19 protein-coding genes and 1 pseudogene are annotated in these 23,095 nt (G+C 70.1%); 5 read left to right on the top strand and 15 right to left on the bottom strand.

Annotated features, from left to right (window positions below; translation table 11 throughout):
- Window positions 1-57 precede the first annotated feature (57 nt).
- From ABFS34_02660 to ABFS34_02620, 9 genes and pseudogenes are all read right to left on the bottom strand, one after another.
- A pseudogene (locus tag ABFS34_02660) lies at window positions 58-666 on the bottom strand (2Fe-2S iron-sulfur cluster-binding protein).
- Entirely contained in the window at window positions 663-2,354 is a 1,692-nt protein-coding gene (locus ABFS34_02655) for an NAD(P)H-dependent oxidoreductase subunit E (protein ID MEN8374331.1), read from the bottom strand. Before ABFS34_02655 ends, ABFS34_02660 begins: the two are co-directional and overlap by 4 nt.
- A gap of 85 nt (window positions 2,355-2,439) precedes the next feature.
- Window positions 2,440-3,240 (bottom strand): AraC family transcriptional regulator, encoded by an 801-nt coding sequence (locus ABFS34_02650; protein MEN8374330.1) that lies wholly within the window; start codon window positions 3,238-3,240, stop codon window positions 2,440-2,442.
- 97 nt (window positions 3,241-3,337) lie between these two features.
- Entirely contained in the window at window positions 3,338-5,485 is a 2,148-nt protein-coding gene (locus ABFS34_02645) for a prolyl oligopeptidase family serine peptidase (protein ID MEN8374329.1), read from the bottom strand.
- A 170-nt stretch (window positions 5,486-5,655) separates the two neighbouring features.
- Window positions 5,656-6,597 (bottom strand): alpha/beta hydrolase, encoded by a 942-nt coding sequence (locus ABFS34_02640; protein ID MEN8374328.1) that lies wholly within the window; start codon window positions 6,595-6,597, stop codon window positions 5,656-5,658.
- Window positions 6,598-6,740: 143 nt separating this feature from the next.
- Window positions 6,741-7,214, bottom strand: coding sequence for a DUF4199 family protein (locus ABFS34_02635; protein ID MEN8374327.1), 474 nt, complete (start codon window positions 7,212-7,214; stop codon window positions 6,741-6,743).
- Between the two features lie 17 nt (window positions 7,215-7,231).
- Window positions 7,232-7,918, bottom strand: a complete 687-nt coding sequence (locus tag ABFS34_02630; GenBank protein MEN8374326.1) for a type II CAAX endopeptidase family protein — start codon at window positions 7,916-7,918, stop codon at window positions 7,232-7,234.
- The gene (locus tag ABFS34_02625) at window positions 7,911-8,633 is read right to left on the bottom strand and encodes a TetR/AcrR family transcriptional regulator (GenBank protein MEN8374325.1); all 723 of its coding nucleotides are present in this window, start codon (window positions 8,631-8,633) and stop codon (window positions 7,911-7,913) included. Before ABFS34_02625 ends, ABFS34_02630 begins: the two co-directional genes overlap by 8 nt.
- Before the next feature lie 114 nt (window positions 8,634-8,747).
- Window positions 8,748-12,173 (bottom strand): amidohydrolase family protein, encoded by a 3,426-nt coding sequence (locus ABFS34_02620; GenBank protein ID MEN8374324.1) that lies wholly within the window; start codon window positions 12,171-12,173, stop codon window positions 8,748-8,750.
- A 202-nt stretch (window positions 12,174-12,375) separates the two neighbouring features.
- On the opposite strand from ABFS34_02620, the gene ABFS34_02615 reads away from it, so the two are divergent.
- Window positions 12,376-12,864: a hypothetical protein gene (locus ABFS34_02615; protein MEN8374323.1), complete on the top strand. Its 489-nt coding sequence runs from the start codon at window positions 12,376-12,378 to the stop codon at window positions 12,862-12,864.
- A gap of 63 nt (window positions 12,865-12,927) precedes the next feature.
- On the opposite strand, the gene ABFS34_02610 is transcribed toward ABFS34_02615, so the two are convergent.
- The 3 genes from ABFS34_02610 to ABFS34_02600 form a co-directional block, all read right to left on the bottom strand.
- A complete protein-coding gene (locus ABFS34_02610; GenBank protein ID MEN8374322.1) occupies window positions 12,928-14,064 on the bottom strand; it encodes a hypothetical protein in 1,137 nt (378 codons plus the stop codon).
- A 106-nt stretch (window positions 14,065-14,170) separates the two neighbouring features.
- Window positions 14,171-14,521: a hypothetical protein gene (locus ABFS34_02605; protein ID MEN8374321.1), complete on the bottom strand. Its 351-nt coding sequence runs from the start codon at window positions 14,519-14,521 to the stop codon at window positions 14,171-14,173.
- Between the two features lie 197 nt (window positions 14,522-14,718).
- Window positions 14,719-15,186 (bottom strand): hypothetical protein, encoded by a 468-nt coding sequence (locus ABFS34_02600; GenBank protein MEN8374320.1) that lies wholly within the window; start codon window positions 15,184-15,186, stop codon window positions 14,719-14,721.
- Window positions 15,187-15,472: 286 nt separating this feature from the next.
- Here ABFS34_02600 and ABFS34_02595 point away from each other — a divergent pair, with 286 nt between their 5' ends.
- Together ABFS34_02595 and ABFS34_02590 are read left to right on the top strand one after the other, a co-directional pair.
- Entirely contained in the window at window positions 15,473-16,315 is an 843-nt protein-coding gene (locus ABFS34_02595) for a PIG-L deacetylase family protein (protein MEN8374319.1), read from the top strand.
- Window positions 16,315-17,826, top strand: coding sequence for an aspartate aminotransferase family protein (locus ABFS34_02590; protein ID MEN8374318.1), 1,512 nt, complete (start codon window positions 16,315-16,317; stop codon window positions 17,824-17,826). The genes ABFS34_02595 and ABFS34_02590 overlap by 1 nt, the downstream gene beginning before the upstream one ends.
- Before the next feature lie 6 nt (window positions 17,827-17,832).
- Here the strand turns inward: ABFS34_02590 and ABFS34_02585 are convergent, their stop codons facing one another.
- Both ABFS34_02585 and ABFS34_02580 read right to left on the bottom strand, forming a co-directional pair.
- Window positions 17,833-18,771, bottom strand: a complete 939-nt coding sequence (locus tag ABFS34_02585; GenBank protein MEN8374317.1) for an ornithine cyclodeaminase family protein — start codon at window positions 18,769-18,771, stop codon at window positions 17,833-17,835.
- A gap of 111 nt (window positions 18,772-18,882) precedes the next feature.
- Complete coding sequence (locus tag ABFS34_02580; GenBank protein ID MEN8374316.1) at window positions 18,883-20,481, bottom strand: hypothetical protein; 1,599 nt, start codon at window positions 20,479-20,481, stop codon at window positions 18,883-18,885.
- A 300-nt stretch (window positions 20,482-20,781) separates the two neighbouring features.
- On the opposite strand from ABFS34_02580, the gene ABFS34_02575 reads away from it, so the two are divergent.
- A complete protein-coding gene (locus tag ABFS34_02575; GenBank protein MEN8374315.1) occupies window positions 20,782-21,543 on the top strand; it encodes a c-type cytochrome in 762 nt (253 codons plus the stop codon).
- A 27-nt stretch (window positions 21,544-21,570) separates the two neighbouring features.
- Here the strand turns inward: ABFS34_02575 and ABFS34_02570 are convergent, their stop codons facing one another.
- Complete coding sequence (locus ABFS34_02570) at window positions 21,571-22,161, bottom strand: GNAT family N-acetyltransferase (protein MEN8374314.1); 591 nt, start codon at window positions 22,159-22,161, stop codon at window positions 21,571-21,573.
- Between the two features lie 22 nt (window positions 22,162-22,183).
- Here ABFS34_02570 and ABFS34_02565 point away from each other — a divergent pair, with 22 nt between their 5' ends.
- Window positions 22,184-23,047: an NAD(P)H-binding protein gene (locus ABFS34_02565; protein MEN8374313.1), complete on the top strand. Its 864-nt coding sequence runs from the start codon at window positions 22,184-22,186 to the stop codon at window positions 23,045-23,047.
- The last annotated feature ends 48 nt before the right edge of the window (window positions 23,048-23,095 follow it).

Raw genomic sequence — 23,095 nt, 5'->3', positions numbered from 1 at the left:
CCATTTGCCCACCTCGGCCGCGCCGAGCGGCGGCGTGTCGGCGGCGTCCAGCCCTCCCGGCAAGAGCGCGCCGGTGGGGCACGCCTGCACGCACTCGCCGCACGCCACGCACGTAGACTCGCCCATGGGCAGCTCCGTGTCGAACACGATGCGCGCGTCCGCGCCGCGGCCCGCGAAGCCGATCACGTCGTTGACCTGCACCTCGCGGCACGCTCGCACGCAGCGCGTGCACTGGATGCAGGCGTCCAGGCGGACCGCGATGGCCGGGTGGGAAAGGTCCGGCGCCGGCTGGCGCCGTGCCCCGAAGCGCGTCTCGCCAACGCCCAGCTCGGCCGCCCACAGCGCCAGCTCCGAGTCGTGCCTGTACCGCTCGGCGGGCGCGTCGGCCAGGAGCAGCTCCAGCACCATACGCTGCGATTTCCGGGCGCGCTCGCTCTCGGCGCTCACGGCCATGCCCTCGGCCGGCTCGCGGCAGCAGGACGGCGCCAGCACGCGCTCGCCGTCGATCTCCACGACGCACGCGCGGCAGTTGCCGTCCGGTCGCATGCCGTCCGCGTAGCACAGGTGCGGGATGCGCGCGCCCGCGCGGCGCGCGGCCATGAGGATCGTCTCGCCGGGGGCGGCGTCCACCTCGCGCCCGTCCAGAGTGAAGCGCACCTCGCTCATCCGCCCACCTCCCCCGGAAAGAAGCGCAGCACCGACTGGATGGGGTTCGCGGCGGCCTGGCCGAGGCCGCAGATCGAGGCATCGGCCATGGCGTCCGCGAGCTCGGTGAGGAGCGCCGCGTCCCAATCGGCCCCGGGTCCCGCCATCAGCCCCACCGCCTTGTCCGTGCCCGCCCGGCAGGGCGTGCACTTGCCGCACGACTCGTGGCGGAAGAAGCGCAGCAGGTTGAGCGCAGCGGCCGACGCGCTGTCGGCGTCGGACAGCACCACGATGGCCGCCGAGCCGATGAACGCCCCGTGCTCGGCGAGCACGTCGAAGTCGAGCGGCTCATCGCCCAGGGAGGCGGGCAGGATGCCGCCCGAGGCGCCCCCGGGGAGGTACGCGTAGAACTCATGTCCGTCGGCCATGCCCCCCGCGTACTCGTCGATCAGCTCGCGCACCGACACGCCCGCGGGCGCCAGGTAGACGCCCGGGTTGGTCACGCGCCCGCTTACGGAGAAGTAGCGCACGCCGCTTCGTCCCCGGCGCCCCTCGCCGGCGAACCACTCGGGTCCGCGGCGCAGGATCTCCGGCATCCAGTAGACCGACTCCACGTTGTGCACCAGCGTGGGCCGTCCGAAGAGGCCCACTTGGGCCGGGTAGGGGGGCCGCAGCCTAGGCTCGCCACGCTTGCCCTCGAGCGACTCGATCAGCGACGTCTCCTCGCCGCAGATGTAGGCGCCGGCGCCGCGCCGCAGGTGGATTTCCGGCAGCGCGCACGGCGGGTCGGCGCGCAGCGCGTCCAGCTCGCGGGTCAGGATGTCGCGGCAGGCGGGGTACTCGTCGCGCAGGTAGATCCACACCGCCTCGGCGTCCACGGCCCACGCCGTGATCAGCAGGCCCTCCAGCACGCGGTGCGGCTCGGTCTCCATGCAGTGGCGGTCCTTGAAGGTGCCCGGCTCGCCCTCGTCCGCGTTCAGCGCGACGTAGCGCGGGGCGGGCTCGGAGCGCACGAAGTCCCACTTGCGCGCCGACGGGAAGCCCGCGCCCCCCAGCCCGCGCAGGCCCGACTCCTGGATCGCGGTGCTCACGTCCTCGAAGGTCCGCGCGCCCTCCTCGCACTCGCGCAGCATCTCGTATCCGCCGGCGAAGCGGTAGGCCGCGTAGTCCGTGTACGGCGCTATCTCCGGCTCCACGTCGCCCGCCTCGACCAGCGCGTGGACGGCCTCCACCGAGGCGCGATCGACCGACCGGGTTCCCACCAGCGCCGCGGGCGCCCCGGCGCACCGTCCTATGCACGGCGCGGACACGACCCGCGCGCCGGCGCCAAGGCCGTCGCGCAGCGCGGCGATCAGCTCGCTCGACCCCGCCATCTCGCACGCGATCGAGTCGCACACGCGCACGGTCAGCGGCGGCGGCGGCGCATCGCCGTCTCGCACGATGTCGAAGTGGTGGTAGAACGTGGCGACCTCGTACACCTCCGCCGGGGTCAGTCGCATGTCCTCGGCGAGCGCGTTCAGGTGGTCCAGCGTGAGGTAGCCGATGGAGTCCTGGACCGCGTGCAGGTGCTCTATCAGGAGGTCGCGCCGACGCGGCGCATCGCCGAGCGCGGCACGGACTTCCGCCAGCGCGTGTTCGTCGGTCGGGCGGCCCTTGGGGACCGGCCGGAGCATGACCGGCAGGCCAGCGGCACGTTTGCGTCGACCCATTGTGACTCCGTTCGAAGGCTCGACCCCGCGCGTGCGAGGGTCGGGTCAATCTTCCGGCCCGGAGCCGGAGGTGTCAAAGGGAGGATCAGTCGCGCGACATGCGCCGGTACGCGGAGGGCGTGACCCCGAGGGCGGCGCGGAAGGAGCGGGTGAGGTGGCTCTGGTCGTAGAAGCCGGCGTCCAACGCGACCGCGGAGACGGGGTCGGGCGTCTCCGCCAGAAGCAGCGCCGCGCGGCGCACGCGCAGGTCTCGCAGGTAACGCGGAATGGAGCAGCCGAAGGCGTCGCGGAACGCGCGCGACAGGTGCGACGCGCTCACGCCCGCGTCGGCGGCCAGCCGCGCCGCCGCCGGCGGATCGCGGAAGTCGTCGTGCAGGCGGTCGCGCACTCGCTCCAGCCACGGAGCCAGCCGGGAGCCGTTCCTCGCCCGCGGGGCCTCGTGGCGGGCCAGCACCGCGAGCGCCTCGAGCAGCGCCGCGTCGACCGCCAGGTCGCTCACGTCATCGCCCTCGGTCAGCTCGCGCAGCAGACGCCTGCCGGTGCGCAGAGCGGCGCCCGCCGGCAGCGCTCCCACCCGACTCTCGAACCCGCCGGGGAACGCCGGGCCACGCGGCCGCGCCAGGACGCACACCGCCAGCCCGAACGGCACGCGCTCGCGATGCGGGTAGTCGGCGGGGATGAACAGCGGCGCGGCGGCGAAGATGTCGTCCGTGCGGCCGGCGCCCACGACCTGCATGGCGCCCGTGACGCCCCAGGCGATGCCCGGCCGGCCGTGCTGGTGCACGGGGCCGGAGAAGCCTTCGTCCAGGCGGTAGAGGTCCACGTCGAACAGCGAGGTGGATCGGCCGGCGATATGGCCGCAGTTCCAGGAAGGCTGTGCGCTCATCGACCCGCATACACGATCTCCGCCCGGTTGCTCCGAACTGCACAAGATTCGCACACATCGCCTACGGTCAGCCCTCGACACGGACGCGTGGGCCGCGCTAGCGCAGCGCCCCCTCGGGCAGCACCGAGTCCAGGAACGCGAGTTGGTCCGCCCAGTTGGCGATCGAGCGCTCCAGGTCCGCCCCCGAGGCGTGCCCGGCGCCCCACGAGGTGCGCAGCAACACAGGTGCGTCGCAGGCTCGCGTCTCGAGCGCGGCAGCGAGCTTGTACGCGTGCAGCGGCGGCGTTCGGCCGTCGTTTTCTCCCGGCGCCAGGAAGGTGGCGGGGTAGCAGCGTCCGTCCTCCAGGTTGTGCAGCGCAGAGTAGGAGCGCAGCACCTCGAAGTCGGCTGGATCGCTCGCGGTCCCGTACTCGGCGACCCAGGCGGAGGCGACGCTGAAGCGGTCGTATCGCAGCACATCCACGAGCGGGTAGTCCAGGATCATCGCCCGGTAGAGGTCTGGGTTGGAGGTGACCGCCGCCGAGACCAGCGGCCCGCCCGCGCTGCTGCCGTTGGCGATCATGCGGTCGGCGCTGGTGTAGCCGCGATCGATCAGCCAGCGCGTGACGTCCACGTAGTCGCCTATCCCGGTCGGCTTGTTGCGCCGGCGCCCGGCGGTGTGCCAAGCCGTGCCGAAGCCGCCGTCACCGCGCACCACGGCCACCACCCAGACGCCGCCGCGGTCCACGAACGACGCCATGAGCGGGTAGAAGTAGGGCGCCGCGTTCCAGCCGGCGAAGCCGTAGCCGTACAGGATGAGCGGGGCGCTGCCGTCGAGCGGCGTGTCCTTTCTGCGCACCACGAACGCGGGCACCTCGGCGCCGTCGCGCGCGGGGATGCGCACGTACTCGGTCGCGATTCCGTCCAGGTCGTAGGGCAGGTCCGGCGCCTCGAAGACCTCCGACTCACCGGTCCGCAGGTCCAGGCCATAGATGGTGCCGGGGTCGACCAGGCCGCTGAGCGAGTAGTAGACGACGCCGTCGGCCTCCCTGCCCACCCAGCCCGACCAGACCGAGCCCTCGTAGGGCAGCGCCACGTCCATCACGGGCTCCCCATCCAGCGAGAAAAGCCGCGGGACGATCCGGCCCATGGCAGCGTAGGTCACGAGCAGGCGTTCGCCCGTGACCACGGCCCCCACCGGCGCGAAGCCGAACCAGGTGCTGATCGACTCCTCGGCCTCGGGGACCACCTCCACGTAGCCGCTGCGCGGGCGCTCCAGGTCGAACGCCACGACCTTGCCGTTGGGCGCGTCGTGATCGGTGCGGAACCACGCCCGCGAGCCGATCGAGCCGGCGTAGATATAGCTGGCCTCGGGCGCGCCGGAGAGCCGTGTCGTCTCCCCGGTCGGGTCGTCCAGCGGGTGGACCAGGAGGTCGTTGTTCGACGCCGAGCCCTCGCGCTGGCCGATCACCAGGAAAGAGGCCTCGGGGGATGATGCCAGGCTGAGAAAGACGTCGCCCACTCCGGGCGCGTATACCTCGACATCGGCGGACTGCGGGCTGTCGACGCTGTGGTACACGACCCTGGGCCTGCTGACCGAGCCGCCGTCGGGATCCCGGTCGTAGGCCTGGTAGTAGAAACCCCGCGAGTCGGCCGACCACACTACAACCGAGAGCGTGGCGTGCACGTCGCGCAGCTCGACCTCCCCCACAGCGCCGTTGGCCACGTCCAGGACGCGGAGGTTTTCCCAGGCCGAGCCCGCCTCCGCGCTGCCTACCGCGATCAGGCTTCCGTCCGGGCTGGGGCTGAAGCGCAGCGGGGTCTCCCCCGTAGCCGCGCGGAAGGCGGGTCCGTTCACCAGCTCTCGCTCCGCGCCGCCGGCCGCGGGGCGCGCGAATATCGACACGGTGCGGTCCGGGCCGGTCGGGTCGAAGCGCGCGTAGAGCAGGCGGCCGCCGCGCCGGTACGGGGGCGCCGTGACCTGCCGGCTGCCGACGTCGGCTATCGCGCTGCGGAACTCCGACCTGCGCGGGTTGCGCGCGGTGAACGAGCGAGCCAGCCCGTCCCGGAGTTGGGCCCACTCGCGAACGGCGGGGTCGTCCAGGTCCTCCAGCCAGCGGAACTCGTCCACGACTTCCACGCCGTGCAGCGTGTCGATCGCGGCTCCGGTCGACGCCTGGGCGGCCAGGGGCCGTGGGGAGAGGGCGATGGACAGCGCGAGCGCGGTGGCGGCGAGCGCGTACGAAGTAAGGATCTGTCGATTCATCTCGGCAAACGTGGTTGTCGAGTCGGGCCGCCGACCCTCTAAAAAGGCAGCGACGCGCCGGGCGAGTGACTCTCGAAGGCGAAGCGCCCGGTCCCAGTAACCTGCACCCGGCCCGGGCGCCCGTCTTGCACCCGATTGCGTTTGTACGGAATTGAGGTCGAGTCGCGACCCTACCGGTTGGCCTCTATCAGTTCCAGAAGCAGATCCTGCGATGATTCGGTCAGCGCCACGGGGTCATGGGCGATACCATCGACCAATCTCAGCAGGAGGACGGGCTCCGCGTCGACGGAGAGCGCCAGCGCTCTCATCGTGTCGACCCAGGCGCGGGCGCGTTCGACGCGCGTGAGGCCCGGCTGACTTCTACGCTCGGTCCTCGGCTCGATGTCGGCGCTTCCCACGACGACACCGATAGGAACCCCGGCCGCCGCTGCGACCCACCGCTCGGGGTCGGGTCGGTAGCTGGTTCCAGCGCTCCTCGCCGGGTCCTTCCCGGTCTGCGGGCCCCCGCTGAACTCCTCGGTGCGAATCACGGGCGCCGTGCCGTACGGCCACTGTACCGTGGTGTCCGGGAACGGATAGGTCGAGGGAGCGCTCAGAAGCGCGCCTTTCAATCGGTGTGGGCGAGCCACGACGTATCGACTCGCGAACTGCCCTCCCGCCGAGTGCCCGTATAGATAGAATCGACCATCGAAATCGGCTACGAACCTCCCGCCTATCGAGTCGACGACCAGGTTCACGAATTCGTCGGCGTCCACCCGCCGGCCGAACAGCTGCCTGTACCCGGCGAAATCCCCAGAGCCGAACGCCGGCGCCACCAGGACGAACCGCTCCCGGGCCGCGAACGGCTGCCAGCGCTCGACATACGACTCGGCGTGCTCGATGAGCTGATCGGACGACCGCGAGTCATCGGGCCACGGGTAGCCGTGCACCAACACGAGGACATCCCGCGGAACCGCCGGTACGTAGTAGGCGACGCTGCCCGTAGAGAAGCTGGCGGAGGCAACGCGGTCCGTTTCGACCGCCGGCGCCTCAGCCTGGGCGCACGCGCCGACGGCCAGCAGGCCCGGGAACGCCCCGAGGGAGAGGGTCCGTGCTCGGCTTATTCTCGACAAAGGGTTGTCCTCCTGCCGTCAAAGCGCTCCTTCGCTTCCACTACCTGACAGGCGCCGGAGACGAATGGTTGCCGATCTCCTCCAGCGTCGGGGCGGCGTAGAGCCGGCCGTTCAGGATGACCCTGCGGTCCGACGCCGGGCGACTACGCCGTCCAGCGCAGGAGCAGCGCCGACAGAAGGCTGGCAAGCGCTCCGGCGGCCGTGAGGCTCACGAACACCGACGCAGCGAACGGCGCTGGCTGCGTGAGTCGCGTGAGGCGCGCCTCGGCGTTCGCGTCCAGCGACCCCTGGCTCCTGCGTTTCTCCAGTCCGTGGGCGCGCACCTCGTGGAGCAGCCCGTCGTCGATGTGCGCGTTGTACACGTACACGAAGAGGGCGTACACGAGCGCGGCAAGAGCGCTGGACAGGACTCCGGGGAGAAGCGCCCGGAGGAAGCCCACGGAGCCCGACCCCGCCGCCAGCCAGGCCGGCAGCCCGCCCGACAGGGCGGCCAGTCCGTAGAAGACCAGGGCGGCCGGGTGTTGGAAGCCGATCCCAGCGCGGCGGAAGAACACGCCGTACCCCACCAGGGCGGCCCCGAAAACGGTTCCCGGAACGAACGCAGCCGCGAAGGTCATCGGAGGCTCCTCAACACTCAGCTTGTTGGTAGTGCGCCCAGGTAGATCGCGATTAGTGACACCGTATCCGCGACCCCGTGGGCGATGATGACCGGCCAGAGGTTGCGCCCGACTTTGAGGTAGGCGATCCCGAGCACGAGGCCCAGCGTCGCGGTCGTGACGACGCCGGAAACCCCCTGGTAGGCGTGGGCCAGGCCGAACAGGATCGCCTGTACGGCGACCGCCACGCCCCAAGCCCTGTGTTCGCGCGCGAACACGATGGAGAGTCGGTCGAGCAGGAATCCCCGCACGACCATCTCCTCTCCGAACGCCGCGGTGCCCCAGGCGATCGGGCCGAGGAAGAACAGGAGCAGGGGCAGGTTGCCTTCGAGCCCGGCGAACTGGCTTAGCGTCGGGCCATCGAGGCCGAAGGCGGACAGCGCGAGTGGAACGGCGACGCCGACGGTAGCGGCCATGGCGATGTACGTCAGCACAGCGGCCAGGATTGCCTTCCCCCACCCCGATGGCCGGCGCAGCCCCATGTCGCGCCACGACTCTCCGGAGCGCCGCAGGAGGTAGGTCGCGAGCAGAAGGGCGAGCACCACGGCGGTCACGCCGAAGCCGATCGACCCGGTCCACGCGGAGAGGGCGCTTCCCCCCAGGATCACGGCGAGGACCAGCGCGGCCTCCGCAACAACCTCGCCGTTGGTTACGGGCCTATTCATTGGCGTCGAGCTCCGGAAACTCCGAGAAGCCCGCGCCCGGCCAGCCAAGCTGTGGACGTTCTTCGGGAAGAGGAGCTTCGCACGTCAGGTATGCCAACATCATCCGGGCGATCTCTTCAGGTAGGGAGTCCGGGTCGGCGCCGTCGCCGGCATCGCCGAACAGCAGGCGGCTCTGCACGAGGGACATCGCGAGGGAGATCGCCAGAGGTGCCGACTTCTCGGGGTGAGAGACGCGCATCTCCGCTCTGCACTCGAGCAGCCAGGCCGCGGCGATGTCGAGCGCCTCGCCCTGGAGGCGTTCCTCCTCCGGCCCCCTATCCCGCGCCGCGCCCAGAGCCCGAAGTAGTATCGCGCGCTGCAAGCCCGGCTGGAGCTGGACCGACGCGACTACAAGGTGCGCGAAGTGGAGCACCCGTGCGTCAAGCGCCACGCCAGTCCACTCCCGCGGGTCGAACAGAGCCCGGAAGCCCTCGACCTGCTTGCTAAGCAGCTGAACAATGAGGAACGAGAGCAGCGCCTCTTTGTCGGTGAAACGCGTGTAGATGGTGCCGACGGACACCCCTGCCCGCCTCGCGATGTCGGCGACGCCTATCTCCTCGAGAGACCGTTCCTCGAGTAGCTCGATGGTGGCGGCCAGGATGTCGGCGAGCTTCTTGGCGCTCCGGCGCTGTAGCGGCGGCAGGAGGCCGCTCCGGTCATTCGATTTCGCAAACATGATATTATCTAAACATGAATTCAGGTTCATGTCAAGGATCAAAGCCGTGCGCTCCAAAGAGAACGGGGCGCCACTATGGACGCCCCGTCGGTTGTCGTGCAGGCGGCGATCCCCCTACTGCCGCAAATCCTTCCCGCGCGTCCAGTGCATCACCGGCGCAGGCGATGAGTGGTTGCCGATCTCCTCCAGCGTCGCCGCGTCGTAGAGCCGGCCGTTCAGCATAACCAGCTCCACCGTCCGGGAGTTCTGGATGTCGTCCAGCGGGTTTGCGCTCAGCACGACCAGGTCCGCCAGCTTGCCGGGCTCCAGCGTGCCGATGTCGGCGTCCAGGCCCAGCATGCGCGCGCCGTTTATGGTGCCGACCGCGAGCGCGTCCATGTTGGACATGCCGCCCAACGCCATGTTCCAGAGCTCCCAGTGCGCGCCGAGGCCCTGGACCTGGCCGTGCGCGCCCAGCGCCACCAGCCCGCCCTGGCCGACGATGTCGCCCGCGTCCTCGGACAGCTCGATGTGGTTGAAGTCGCCGTCGCCCGCGGCCTTCACGCGCCGGCGCGAGCGGCCGTCGATGATCCCCCGCGGGGTGAACGAGAGCAGGTGCTCGTCCTCCCAAACGTTGGTGCGCTCGTACCAGTAGTTCTCGCCCCACAGGCCGCCGTAGCCGACGATCAGCGTGGGCACGTAGGCGGTGGCGGACTCCGAGAACAGGCGCTCCACGTCCTCGTAGATCTCGCCGGTGGGCAGCGAGTGCTCGACGCTGGTATGGCCGTCCAGGATCATGCTCATGTTGTTGAACAGCAGAGCTCCACCCTCCGGCACGACCATCATCTCCAGCTCGCGCGCGGCCTTCAGGATCCACTGGCGGGCGTCGCGGCGGCGCTGGTTGTAGCTCTTCACGCTGAACGCGCCCACGGCCTTCATGCGCCGCATGTGCGCCTGCGCGTCCTCGAAGCTGCTCACCACCGTCTTGAACGCCGTCTCCGCGCCGTAGAGGATGGTCCCGGTGGAGTAGAGGCGCGGGCCCAGCTTCATGCCCGCCTTCCCCAGCTCCGAGTTGGTGAAGACCATCTCGGTGTTGTTGGACGGGTCGTGCGAGGTCGTGACGCCGAACGCCAGGTTGGCCATCAGCGGCCAGGCCTGCTCGGCCAGGATGCCGCTGCCCTCGCTGCCCACGTGCGCGTGCACGTCGATCAGCCCCGGCATGATGGTCTTGCCGGACGCGTCCACCACGTGCGCGCCGGCGGGCACCTCGACGGAGTCGGCCGCGCCGACGCTCACGATGCGGTTGCGCTCCACGACGATCGTGCCGTCCTCGATCACCGTGGGAATCGGCATCATCGTGCGCAGACCACCGGCCACTCCGCCGTCCCAACCGACCCCCGCCATGGTGATTATGCGCGCGCCCGTGAACGCCACCGTGCCGCTCGGGATGTCGGTTTGCGCGTCGAAGGAGATGTCCGTGCCGGTTTCGATCGGGTCATCGGCCTTCGGATCCTCGCCCTCCTCCGCGTCCTCGTCGTCCTCCGCATCCTCGTCGTCCACGGCGTCCATCAGGAACGCGAAGCTGCGGTCCAGCGCGCGCGTGAAGTACTCGGGCCCGAGCGACCAGTTGACCGCCGAGCCGTCGCCGCTCCAGTGCAGGTCGATGCCCGCGTCGCGGCTGATCTGCGCGACCGGGAAGGCGCTCACCTTGGGGCCGAGGGTCACCGTGCGGCCGGTGCGCGGGAACGCCGCCACGTACGCCTTGTAGCGCTCCGTGAACGCCACCCAGCGGCCGTCCGGCGACGGCACGATCTGGGTGGCGTTGTCCGACTCGAAGTGGACGACCTCGTCGGCGCCGTTCAGGTCGGTCGAGACGAGCTGCCGGTCGCCGTCGCTGAAGGCCGCCACGTAGATGCGCTGGCCGGTGTGGTCGAACGAGGGCTCGGAGCCGTCGTCGCGCACCTTGCTCGGCGCGGCGCCGCCGTCGGCGGGCACCACGTAAATGCCCGTGTCCTCGCCGTGCGTGGGTCCGCGCCGGCTGTCACCCCCGGCCTTGCGGTAAACCAGCGAGCGGCCGTCCGGGGACCACGCGGGCTCGGTGTAGTGCCCGCGCTCGGACACGACCGTGCGCTCGCTGCCCCCGTTCGCGTTCGTGACCACGATCCGGCCGCCGGACTCGTCGGACCACGTCGCGAACGCGACGCGGCGGCCGTCGGGGCTGAGCGTCGGGTCGAACTCGACCCGGTCCGCGTTGGTCAGCCGGCGCGGCGCGCCGCTCGGCATGTCCTTTACGTACACGCGCCCGAGCGCGTCGTAGGCCACCCGCCCGCCGTCGGCCGACGTGGTCACGTTGCGCAGCATCTTCACGTGGAAGGTCTCGGGCGCCACCTCGACCGGGAAGCGCAGGCCCTCGTGTACGGTGTGCTCGACGTCGGCCGTGAAGGGCACCTCGGCGTACGCGCCCGTGGCCACGTCCACCGACCAGATCTTGCCCTCGCCCCAGATCACGACGCGGTCCGACCCCGGCGTCCAGTCGTACTGCGGGTAGACGCCGTGGATCGCCCAGATCTCCTGCATGTCGCGGTCGAGATGGTCGAACACCGGCCACTCCTCACCGGTGGCCAGGTCGCGCAGGTAGAGCACCGTCTCGAAGCGGTCGCGGCGGATGAAGGACAGGTAGCGGCCGTCCGGGGACACGCGCGGCGAGTGCGCGCCGCCCGCCCCGCCCGTGACGGTTTCCGTTTCGCCGGTGTCCAGGTCGCGGCGCCGCACCGCGTAGATGCCGCCGTACGGGTCCTTGTTGTACTGGAAGTTCTGGCCGGGCGTGTTGTCCTGGCTGAAATACAGCCAGCGCCCGTCCGGCGAAGCGGCCGGCTCGCCCTGATCCTTCTGCCAGCTCGTGCGCTCGGTGACCTGGAGCCCCTTGCCGCCCGAGCGGTGGTACATCCAGACCTCGCCGGCGCCCAGCGAGCGCGTGTCCACGAAGTGCTTGCGCGTGAAGACGTAGTCGCCGTCGGCCGACCACGCGGTGGAGTTCACCTCGCGGTCGGTCTCCTCGCTGACCTGCGTCTCGTTCTCGCCGTCCGGGTCCACCAGCCAGAGGTTGAGCGAGCCGTCCCTGTCGGAGCTGAAGACGATGCGGTCGCCGCTCGGCGAAAAGCGCGGATGCATGTCGTAGGCGGCCCCGGAGGTGATGCGCGTGGCCTGTCCACCCGCGATGGGCAGCGTGTAGAGGTCCCCCAGCAGGTCGAAGACGATGCTCTGGCCGTCGGGCGACAGGTCCAGGTTCATCCACGTGCCCTCGGACACCGTGAAGGCGAGGGTGCTGGACGGTCCCAGGTCAATGTCGGGCGTCCATTTCTCTTCCTCCGCCTCGGTGGTGTCGGCGGCCTCGGTCGTGTCAGCCGCCTCTTCCTCCTGAGCGAGGAGGGGCGCCGGCGCGGCGGCCGAGCCGAAGCCCAGCAGCAGGGCCAGCGCGAACGGCGTGAGCCAGGCCGACGTGGAGAGAGTCCCGGCCGGGGACGGGAAATCGTGGCGTGAACGGCTGCGGTGGAATCTCATGGCAATTCTGTGGTGTGAACGGGCCTGCCAGGTGGCGCTGGCAGGAGGGGCGCCGCCGGGAACGGCGCGGAAGATAGGGAGGGAGGGCGGCGGCGGCGACCTGGCTCGAATCAGCCGCGGCGTTCTATATTGGGTACGCAGTCCACCACCCGCCTTTCCCGGCGCCGACGCAGGTGCTCCGATTCACTCGATCAACCCAACCATGCGCCCACGTCCGATGCACGCCCTCGCCTCGCTCGTCCTGTCGCTGACCCTTTCGGTGCCTGTCCTGGCCCAGGAGGGCACCCCCGATCCGGCTCCGGAGGGCCCTCCTTCGTTCCTCCTAATGCAGGACCGTTTCCTCCGCGTGACGACGACCACCGGGGTCGAGGCCTTGGGCCGACCGAGGCTTTCGCGGGACAGCTCCACCGTGAGCCTGGGCACCGCCCGGTTCGCGCTGCCGGATATCCGCCTCGTGGAGGAGCGAATCAAGCATCCCGACCCGGTCACCGACGGCATGCTCTACGGTTTGGGAGCGGGGCTGTTGATGGGCGTTGGCGCGGCGTTCTTTTTGTCTAGCGACTCGGAAGAGGACTTTGCGGGCTCTTCGATCGCATTCGGGGGCGCCCTCGGGGTGGCCATGGGCCTGGCCGCGGACGCTGCCTCGGCCAGGAAGGAATGGGTCCAGCTTTGGCCCAGGGCGCGCCGCTAGACCCGGTCCTGCGTCCGGCGCCGGCCGCGGCGATGGGACTCGACTCGGCGGTGGCGGCCTAGCTCAGCGCGAGTTGGGCCGCCCCGCCAGAGTCTCGACGGTCCCCGCCGCAAGGTCGATTCGCCGAATTGCGCCCTCGTTCGCCGCCACGACGAGCAGTCGCCCCTCCTCGTCGATGACCAGGTCGGCCAGAGGCCCGAAGCGGGTGGACAGGGGAACACCGCCGTCGGCCGAGGGCGTCGCTTCGTCGTTGGTCCCGGCCAACACCTCCAGGATGCCGGCATCGAGGTCCAGGCGCAGCACGCGCCCGCTCGACCACTCGGTGAACAGCAGATCGCCGTCCTCTGATTCGTGGATCTCGCCGAAGTAGCTGAACGGAGCCTCGAGGGCGGCTGCTCCGTCCTCCGCGACACCCTGCGCTCCCGATCCCGCGACGGTGCTGATCACGCCCGTCTCCGCGTCGACCCGGCGAATCCTTTGGTTGCCGGAATCTCCGATGAGCAGATCACCGTTGGCCGTATACAGGGCCACGTGGGGGCGGCTGAAAGCGGCGTCCGCGGCGGCGCCTCCATCGCCCGAGAAGCCTTCTTCGCCGCTGCCGGCGACTGTTCGAACAAAGCCGCTCTCCAGATCCAGCACGCGAATCCGGTGCGCATCCGTCTCGGCAAACAGCAACTCGCGATCGTTCAAGACGCGCACGTAGTAGACGCCCTGAAGGGGCATTGTGAGGCCCGGCCCATCGGGCGCTGTCCCGCGGACGCCGTTCCCCGCGATGGTCGTGATGATCCCGGTGCCGGCGTCGACCCGGCGGATGCGCTCGTTGCAGCGATCGGCGATGTACAGGTTGCCTGCCCCGTCCATGTCGATGCTGTCCGGGCAGCCGAGCTCGGCCTCGGACGCCGGCCCCCCATCGCCCGAGAACCCCCGCTCGCCGGTGCCGGCAATGACCTCCGCGGTGCCCCGCTCCAGGTCGATGCGCTGGACGCGGTGGGCGCGTCGCTCGGAGACGTAAAGCGCGCCGTCGGGATGCTGAGCCAGGCCCAGTGGGAACTGGAGTTCGACCTCTACCGCGGGCCCGCGACCCTCGTCAGCCTGCTGGACGCTGGCAGGAGCCGGTCCGATGGCCAATGCCGCAGCCGCCAGGCTCAAAGTGGCGAGGGTAGAGAACCAGGTCGCCCGGTCTCCGGGCACTTGGGGCACGTTCGCTCCTCTGATTCGGGCAGGATCCTTCCGGTCGCTCCGAGCCTACACCGATTCGGCCATTCTGGTCGTTGCCGCCGCCGATGGCCCGATGCCCTGAGTCCGACTAGCCGATCTCATGCAACACCGAAACCGGAATGGAGATCAGCGCCCCGGCCGTTGCCAGTTCCGGGTCGAGGATCGCCGGTAGGAGGGTAATGGCTACGGCGACGCCGAGCGTTCGCCAGAGGTTGCCCCTCCCTCCGGACGCGTGGTGCGCGCCGAAGGCGCCGCCGGCACCAAAGCCGACCGCGCCTCCCACCAACAGGCCAACCAGGCCGGCGTAGTTGTCCTCGCTGACCGCGTCGGCGAGATAGCCACCCGCATAGCCCGTGGGGATGGACAGGATGACGCCCACGCCGAGTGCCGCTACGAACACCCGCTCCCACGACACCGTCGTGTCCGGAGGCAGGATCAACGGAGTACTCGGCGCCGCTCCCTCCGAGGAGACAGCTGAGGCCACGTCCGACCATTGATCCACCGGAGCGCAGGCCAACGGCCGGGCGAGTTCGTCCGCGGCGCACATGAGGACGGACCCACCTGACTGCCCTGCGCCGGGAGCCGGCAGAGCCAGAGTTGCCAGGGCGGCCAGGACGCGCACCCGGGACACGATGCTCAGGTCTCGATCGCGATGGCGATGGGGATCGCCAGCGCCGGCCCCAGTACCCAACCGCCCTCGTTCCACGCCGCGATCGCTATCGCGCTGACGCCGTATCCGGCCAGGATCGACCACCAAAGGTCGCCCTTTCGACCTGAGGCGTAGTGGGGCGCCAAAGCCGAGGCGGGGATCGACACCGCCGCTCCTCCGACGACGATCCCCGTCAGCACCGCGAGGTCGTCGTCGCCGGAGCTCTCGGTCATCGAGCCCCCCGCGTACGCGCCCACCAGCCAGCCGAGCGCGCCGGCCGCGAGCGCCGCTCCTGCGATCAGCGCCGTCGATCTACCTTCGTCGCCGCCTGATCCTGCGTCGACCTCGAGCTCCAGCGGCCCAGCGGCCGCCGTCATGGCGAAACGCTCGGTTCTGACCGGGCCGGCCCGGCCCCCGGCCTGCTGCCCCGCCCCGGACGTCGGAATCGCCAGCATCGTCAGGGCCGCCAAGGCGCCGACCGCGCCGCCCAGCCCCCTCGTACGGTTCCATCCGCTTCGCGCACACATCTCTTTCTCCGCTTCCGGCCCGACGGCTCCCCGAATGGTGCCGTCCCTCTCGCCCCATCGTGCGCGCGCGCTGTCAACCGACGGTCGAGCTCGTATCAACCGGCGCCTGCGCCAGGTGTGCGGATCGACAGTTCGGGCGCGGTTAGGTAGACTGGCCGGGGCGGGCTGCCCCGAGCTACGCCTCATCTCATCGACCGCTGGACGGCGACCACACGTGACAGAACCGCTACGACTACTCGCAGTCCTGGCCCACCCGGACGACGAGACCCTGGGGGTCGGAGGCTCGCTCGCGAAGTACGGCAGCGAAGGAGTGGAGACGCACGTCGTCACAGCGACGCGGGGAGAGCGGGGCCGCTACGGCGACGGCTCGACGCACCCCGGCGAAGAGGAGCTGGGTCGCATCCGCGAGGCCGAGCAGCGGGCCGCCGCGGAGGTGCTGGGCGTCGGCGACGTGCGCTTCCTGGACTACCTGGACGCGGACCTGGACAAGGCCGACCCCGCCGAGGCGGTGGCGCGCATCGTGACCCACGTGAGACGCGTGCGCCCGCAGGTGGTGCTGACCTTCGCGCAGGACGGCGCTTACGGGCATCCCGACCACATCGGCGTCTGCCAGTTCACGACCGCCGCGCTGGTGGCCGCGGCGGACGGGGCGTACGAGCCCGCGGAGCTGGTGGGCGACTACGACGACGGAGGGGCCGACGCCCACGACCCCTGGTCTACGCCCAAGCTCTACTACATGGCCTGGGGGCAGGCCCACTGGGACGCGTACCAAGCGGCCTTCAAGAAGCTGGTCAGCAAGGTCGACGGAGTGGAGCGGCAGGTGCAGCCGTGGCCGGAGTGGATGCTGACGACGCACGTAGACGCCCGCGAGCACTGGGAGACGGTCTGGAGCGCGGTCCAGTGCCACCAGTCGCAGATCCGGATCTACGCGGCGCTGGGCGAGCTGGGCGAGGAGCACCAGCACGCGCTCTGGGGCCTACAGGAATTCTACCGCGTCTACTCGCTGGTCAACGGCGGGCGCGCGCGTGAGACCGACCTCTTCGAGGGACTCAGGTAATGGAACCGACGCTGGAAGTGGAGGCGCCCGAGAGACGCCGCGCGGACATCGCCATGACGGGCGACGAATTCCGAAGAGCGGGGCACGAGCTGGTTGAGAGGCTCGCCGAATTCTTCGACGAATTGCGCGAGCGTCCTGTGACGCCGGGCGAAGGACCGGAAGAAATCAGAGCCCTGCTGAACTCGGAGGCGGGCCTGCCCGAGCGAGGAGAGTCGGCCGAGGAGCTTTTGCGTGAAGCGACGGGCCTCCTGATGGACCATTCGCTCTTCAACGCCCATCCCCGATTCTTCGGCTATATAACGGCCCCGGCGGCGCCGATCGGAATCCTGGGGGACTTCCTCGCGGCCGGGATGAACGCCAACTGCGGGGCCTGGATCCTGTCCCCGGTGGCCGCCGAGATCGAAGCGCAGACCGTACGCTGGTTGGCGGAGCTGATCGGCTACCCCCCAGACGGTAGCGGGCTGCTGGTAAGTGGTGGCAACATGGCCAACCTGACGGCCTTCCTGGCCGCCCGGGCGGCGGTCGCGGACTGGCCGGTTCGGGAGCACGGTCTTGCCGCGTCCGACGCTCGACAGCTTCGGGTATACGGGTCAGCCGACACGCACACTTGGATCGAGAAGGCGGCCGACCTGTTCGGTTTGGGCACCGATTCAATTCGTTGGATCGGGACCGATGCGGAGCGGCGGATGGACGTCGGGGCGCTACGGGATGCGGTTGATCGCGATATCGACGCCGGTGACCTGCCGATGCTCGTGGTCGGCACATCGGGCAGCGTGGGCTTCGGCATGGTCGATGACCTGCCCGCGATCGCCGAGGTCTGTCGGGAGAGGGACGTGTGGTTCCACGCCGACGGCGCTTACGGCGGTTTCGCCGCTTGTGTCCCCGACGTGGACCCCCGCCTCGCTGCTATTGGTTTGGCCGATTCGATCGCGATCGATCCGCACAAATGGCTGTACGCTCCGCTGGAAGCGGGCTGCGTCCTGGTCCGAGACAGGGGGGCTCTCGAAAGGGCATTCGCGTACCATCCGCCCTACTTCTACTTCGGCGTCGAGGCCACCAATTACGTGGACCTGGGACTCCAGAACTCGCGCGGCTTTCGGGCGCTCAAGGTCTGGCTGGCGCTCCGCCAGGTCGGGCGCTCCGGGTTCCAACGCATGATCGGTGAGGACTGCGCCTTGTCCCGTCGGATGCACCAGCGTCTGTCTGATCACCCCGAGATCGAGCCGTTCACCCAGAGTCTGAGCATCAACACGTTCCGATACGTTCCCATCGACCTCCGGGATCGTCGCGGCGACGGGGAGGCAGAGGCATACCTCGACTCCCTGAACGAGAAGGTGATGGACCGCATGGACCGGGAGGGGAAAGCGTTCGTGTCGTTGGCGCGGACAAACGGCACATTCCTGCTTCGATCCTGCATAGTCAACTACAACACGTCGGCCGAGGATGTGGACGCGCTGCCGGAGATGGTGGCGGAGGTGGGGCGGGTGGTGGACGCGGAGGAGCGGGGGTAGGCTAGGCTAGGCGTCGCGGGCAAGCACGGCGCGCCCCGCCGCCGCGTCCTCCACCCCTAGCCCCAGCGACTTGAACACCGTGATCTCGTCGTCGCGCGATCGCCCCTGTGCCCCCGCCACCACCTCCCCCAACTCCGCCCGGATGTGGCTCGCGTCGAGCCCGGCCTCCTCCTGCGCCAGCAGCCAGTCGCCGGCCTGCAGATCGGCCGATTCCCGCGAGTCCACGTAGAACGCGGACCCGGCGACCAGCGCTGTGTCCACCTCGCGGGTCGCGGCGCTGAAAGCGCCCACGGCGTTCACGTGCGCGCCGGGCGAGACCCACTCGCCCAGGAGCACGGGCTCGGGCGATGACGTGACGGTGCACAGGATGTCGGCTTCGCGGGCGGCGTCCTCGGCGGACGCGACTGGCTCCACCGCGACGCCGTGCGCCTGGCCCGCCCACTCGGCAAAGGTGCGCGCCCTTTCGGCGCGGCGGCTCCACACGCGCACGCGCCGCACGTCTCGCACGGCCAGCATTGCCTCCAGGTGCGAACGGGCCTGCACTCCGCTGCCCAGAATCGCCAGATCACCGGCGTCTTCGCGCGCGAGTAGCCGGGTCGCTAGCCCCGAGACGGCCGCCGTGCGGATCTCGGTGACGGCGATGGCGTCCACCACGCCGATCAGCCGGCCCGCCATGTCGAACAGCAGCACCGCGCCGTCGTGCGCGGGGTCGGCGCCGTGGAAGGCTGAGATCACCTTCACGCCGACCACGTCGGGGTCGGGCACGAACGCGGGCATGAGGCCGACCACCCCGGAGCCGTCGGGGACTCGGAAGAAGCCGCGCGGCGGCTGCACCGCGCGGCCCTCGGAGAACGCGCGCAGGGTGGTGGCCATCAGGTCGATGGCGGCGGCCATGGGCAGGCGGCGGCGGACCTCGTCGCCGTCGATGAAGGCGGGCGAGCTCACGCGCCGACGTTTCCGCGGAAACGCATTCCGGGCGCGCTCATGTTTGGATGTCTCCGCGGAAACGTGGATCGGCCGAAAACACGCCGGGACGTTTCCGCGGAAACGCGCCCTCTATTCCTCATCCTCGGCGGTGATCTCGTCGAGCGTCGCGCGTGCCCACTCGGCCCGCGCGATCAGCCCTGCGGCCGCCGCCGCGGCCTCGTACCCGCGCAGCGCAGCCGCCCGCTTGGGGGTGCGGCCGAGCGCCAGTTCGAAGGCCGCCAGGGCCTCCTCGGAGCGACCCGCCCGGAGCAGCAGTTCGCCCTCCAGCTCCCTGGGGGGCTTGAACGAGTATGGAGGCCCGAAGTCGATCGGCATCGCCGCTTCGGTGTCCGCGCCGCGCTCCGCGACCGCTATGGCCGCGTCCAGGTCGCCGTCGAGCTCGTACGCGAGCGCCTCGAGCGTGCTCTTCCAGATCGGCCGGTAGCCGGACGTCCAGTCGGCGATGTCCGCACCCGCGGACGACACCGCGTCCAGCGCCGCCCGCAGCGCGTCGATGTCGCCCCGGCGTGCAGCCGCCAGGCCGGTGCCGAAGGCGTACATGGCGCCGGCCAGGCCCTCGGCCCGTGCGGGCAGTTCGGCGTCGGCCGGGAAGCCCGCGGCGGCCTCCGCGTCCGTTAGATAGAACGTCCGCATGATGGCGAACGAGCGCCCGTTTCTGGCGCGCCGGTCTTCGGACAGGCGCTCGTCCCCGCTGTTCTCCAGGCACCCGCCGACCAGCGTCTCCGCGTCCGTCAGGCGGCCCTGCTGCTGGTAGCCGTACGCCAACCAGATGTTGTAGTGGCCGCAGCTCGAGGGCGGCAGGTCGCGGGCCGCGAGGTCCGCGTTGACCACCGCCATGGCCCGCTCGTTGGCGGCCACGACGTCCCCCCACATGCCGCTCGCCAGGAAGATGTGGCTGGTCATGTGCTGCGCGTGGCCCGCGTTCGGGGCGATGCGCGAGTAGGCGCGCGCGGCGCGCAGGCCGATGGGCGCGTGGGCGGGGTCGTCGAAGGAGTGGATCACGTAGTGCGCGGCGCCGGGGTGATCGCCGTTCTTCTCGAGGAGCTCGAGGGCGATCGCGCCGGCGCGCATGTAAGTGGGTACTACACGGGCACCTTGGCTCAGCCCGAGCAGCGACAGCGCGTAGAACGCCTGTGCCTCGAAGTCGTCGGGGTAGGCGTCGGCCAGCGCGCCCATCGCCAGGCTGAAGGCGGTGTCTCGGGCTGCCTTCTCGCCCTCGCCGTACAGAGTCTCGACCGTCTCCAGCCACGCCCTCTCGCGGGCGTCGGCCGCCGCGGCGAGCCTTTCCTCCGCGCTCGGCGCGAGCCGGCCCAGAGCCTCTCGGGCGGCGTCCACGTCCTGTTCGTTCCAGACCGGGTGCGTGTGCGTCATCGCCTCGCCCCAGTACGCCATGGCCATGCTCGGGTCGGCCTCCTGCGCCAGGCGGAATGCCTCCGCCGCGTCCTCGTATTCGAAGCTGTGCATGAGCAGCACCCCCCGCAGGAAGTGCCCGCGCGCGTGGGGGGACCCAGAGGTCGGGAAGTGTAGGGTGCCCAGGCCGTCGATGGTGACCGGGCCCTCTTCGACGTGCTGTGCGTCCAGCCCGGAGACCGACGTGGCCAGCAAGATGGCGGCGGCGGAGAGCACGCGGGATGCGGAGCCGAGGATCGGCAACGAGCGATGCGACATGGATCTCCCGAGGTGTATGTCCGAATCGCAGCAGAGAAGGTTCACCGCAACCTATCACGACCCGGCGGCGGCCCGCGATGGGAGTACTGACTGGCGCAGGAAGAAGCCTTCGCGGAAGGGGTCGCGCCGATCCAGCCCACCCGTCTTTGCACGGAATTGACCTGGCCTGTGCACGGCCTTGGCAAGGCGGCGTTGCACTCGCGCGCCTGTGGCGTTGCATTTCACCCATGCCCGCGGCCCGTAACCGGGATCTGGGTCCCGGACCGCCGCGAAGTGAACCGCACGCAAGCGAGAGTGCCGATGCATCGCCACGTCTACCTCCCCCTGCTGCTCGTAGCGACGCTGGCTCCGGCGAGGCCCGCCGCAGCCCAGGGCTGGAGCTGGCCCGAGCGCGCGGAGAACCTGCAGGACCTTCCCGCGGACTTTCCGCCGAACAGGCTACGCGCCGTCATGACAGGCTTCACCCGGTCGCTCGGCGTGCGCTGCTCCTATTGCCACGTGGGCGAGGAGGGCCAGCCGCTCAGCACCTACGACTTTCCGTCGGACGAGAAGGTGCAGAAGCGCACCGCGCGCGAAATGCTCAGGCTGCTCGGCTCGGTCAACGAGCATCTGGGCAACATCGAGCCGACCGGTGAGAAGGTGAACATGTGGTGCTTCACCTGCCACGCCGGCCGCGCACGGCCGCAGGTGCTCGAGGAAGCGCTCATGGAGACCTACCGCGCCGAGGGCATCGACGCAGCCGTGGCCAAGTACGGGGCGCTACGCGAGCGCTACTACGGGCGCGGAGCCTACAACTTCTCCGAGCGGAGCCTGAACGTCATGGGCTACCAGTTGCTGCGAGAGGGCGATCACGAAGGCGCGATCCGGATCTTCCACCTGAACACAGAGCACAACCCGGAGTCGGCCAACGTCTGGGACAGCCTGGCCGAGGGTTACATGACGGCCGGGATGAACGGGCCCGCGCGGATCTTCTACCGCAAGAGCCTGGAACTGAACCCGCAGAACCAGAACGCCATCGACAAGCTGGCGGAGATCGACGCGGCCGAGGAAGCCACTCCCTGACGCCGCCAGGGGGCGGCCGGCCGCCGGTCAGCCGCCGCCCTCGTAGCGCACGTAGGCGCGCGTCTCCGAGGGCCGGCCGACTTCCTCGAAACCCGCGGCCAGATAGGCCGACAGCAGGCCGTTGAAGGCGAACACCGGAGGCACGTTCGGCTTGGTCGGGATGATGGGGTAGGCCTCCACGAGAGCAGCGCCCCGGTCCAGCGCGTGCCGCGCGGCGGCGGCCAGCAGGCGCTTCGACACCCCCAGACCGCGCGCGTGGGGCGCGACGAACAGGCACAGGATTACCCAACTCGGGCGCCCGTCCAGCGACTTCATGGTGCGTGTCCGGGCCAGGCGGACGAACTGCTCCCGCGGCGCCACCGAACACCAGCCGACCGGCTCCCCCTCCGCGTACGCCAGGACCCCCGTGGGAGCCCCCTCTTCCACGAGCGCCCTCAGCTTCAGCCGGTTCCCTTCGCCCTTGCTCGCCTCGTACTCGGGCCTCATCAGGCGGTAGTACATGCACCAGCAGCCGCCGCACGCCCCGCGTTCGCCGAACAGCCGCTCCAGGTCTGGGAGCAGCTCTGCCGTGAGCGGCTCGAACTTGAGGCGTCGGGGACTCGCGGATACGCTCGTCATGTCGTTCGACTCGGGAGGGGCGATGTCTCTTCGCGTTTTGATCGCCGGCGCGACCGGGGCGCTGGGCAGCCACGTGGTCCGTGAGGCGCTCGCGCGAGGCCACCAGGTCCGCGCGCTCGTCCGGCACCGGGCACTGCCGGACGATATCGTAGAACGGGTCGAGGCGCACCGCGGAGACGCGCTCAGCGCGGCTGGGCTAGGACGGGCCTGCGCCAGTATCGACGTCGTGTTCTCCTGCGCGGGGGCGAGCGTCCTTCCCGATCTGCGCCGCGGTCGTCGGAGCTTCCACCGCGTCGATTTGCCGGCAAATCGTAACCTGATAGGGGCCGCGACGGGCGAGGGCGTACGCCGCTTCGTTTATGTCGGTGTAGCCGGTCACGAAGCGCTCGGGCATCTGCGATATGTCGCCGCCCATGAAGCGGTGGTCGATGTCCTGCGCGCCTCGAAGCTGTCCCACGCCGTCATCAGGCCCGTCGGGTTTTTCTCGGCCTTCGCGACGTTGCTGGATTTTGCGCGCAAGGGGTCGGTGCCGTTGATCGGGGACGGCTCGGCGCGCACGAACCCGATCCACGAGGCGGACCTGGCGCGCGTCTGCGTAGATGCCGTCGAAGAGGCCGGAGTCGGCGAGGCGGCCGTCGGCGGGCCAGAGGTGTTGTCCAGGCGCCAGATCGCGGAGTTCGCGTTGGCGGCCCTCGGCGCGCCGCAGAAGATCCGCGTCGTCCCCTCCCTCGCGGCGAAGCTGGTCGGCGCGGTCATCCGGCCCATAAACCCGCGGGTGGCGGACCTGACGGCCTTCTACGCACGCGTCTCCAATGAGGACCTGATCGCGCCGCGTTACGGCACCCGCAGGATCGCCGAGTACTTCGAGCAACTGGTCGCGGCCTGAGGATAGTCGGCGAAGCGCAACCTCCTCTTGATTCCAGAGAGGAGTCGC

The organism is Gemmatimonadota bacterium (genome assembly GCA_039715185.1).
Classification (GTDB): domain Bacteria; phylum Gemmatimonadota; class Gemmatimonadetes; order Longimicrobiales; family RSA9; genus DATHRK01.
This window is presented reverse-complemented; position numbering and strand designations above follow the sequence as displayed.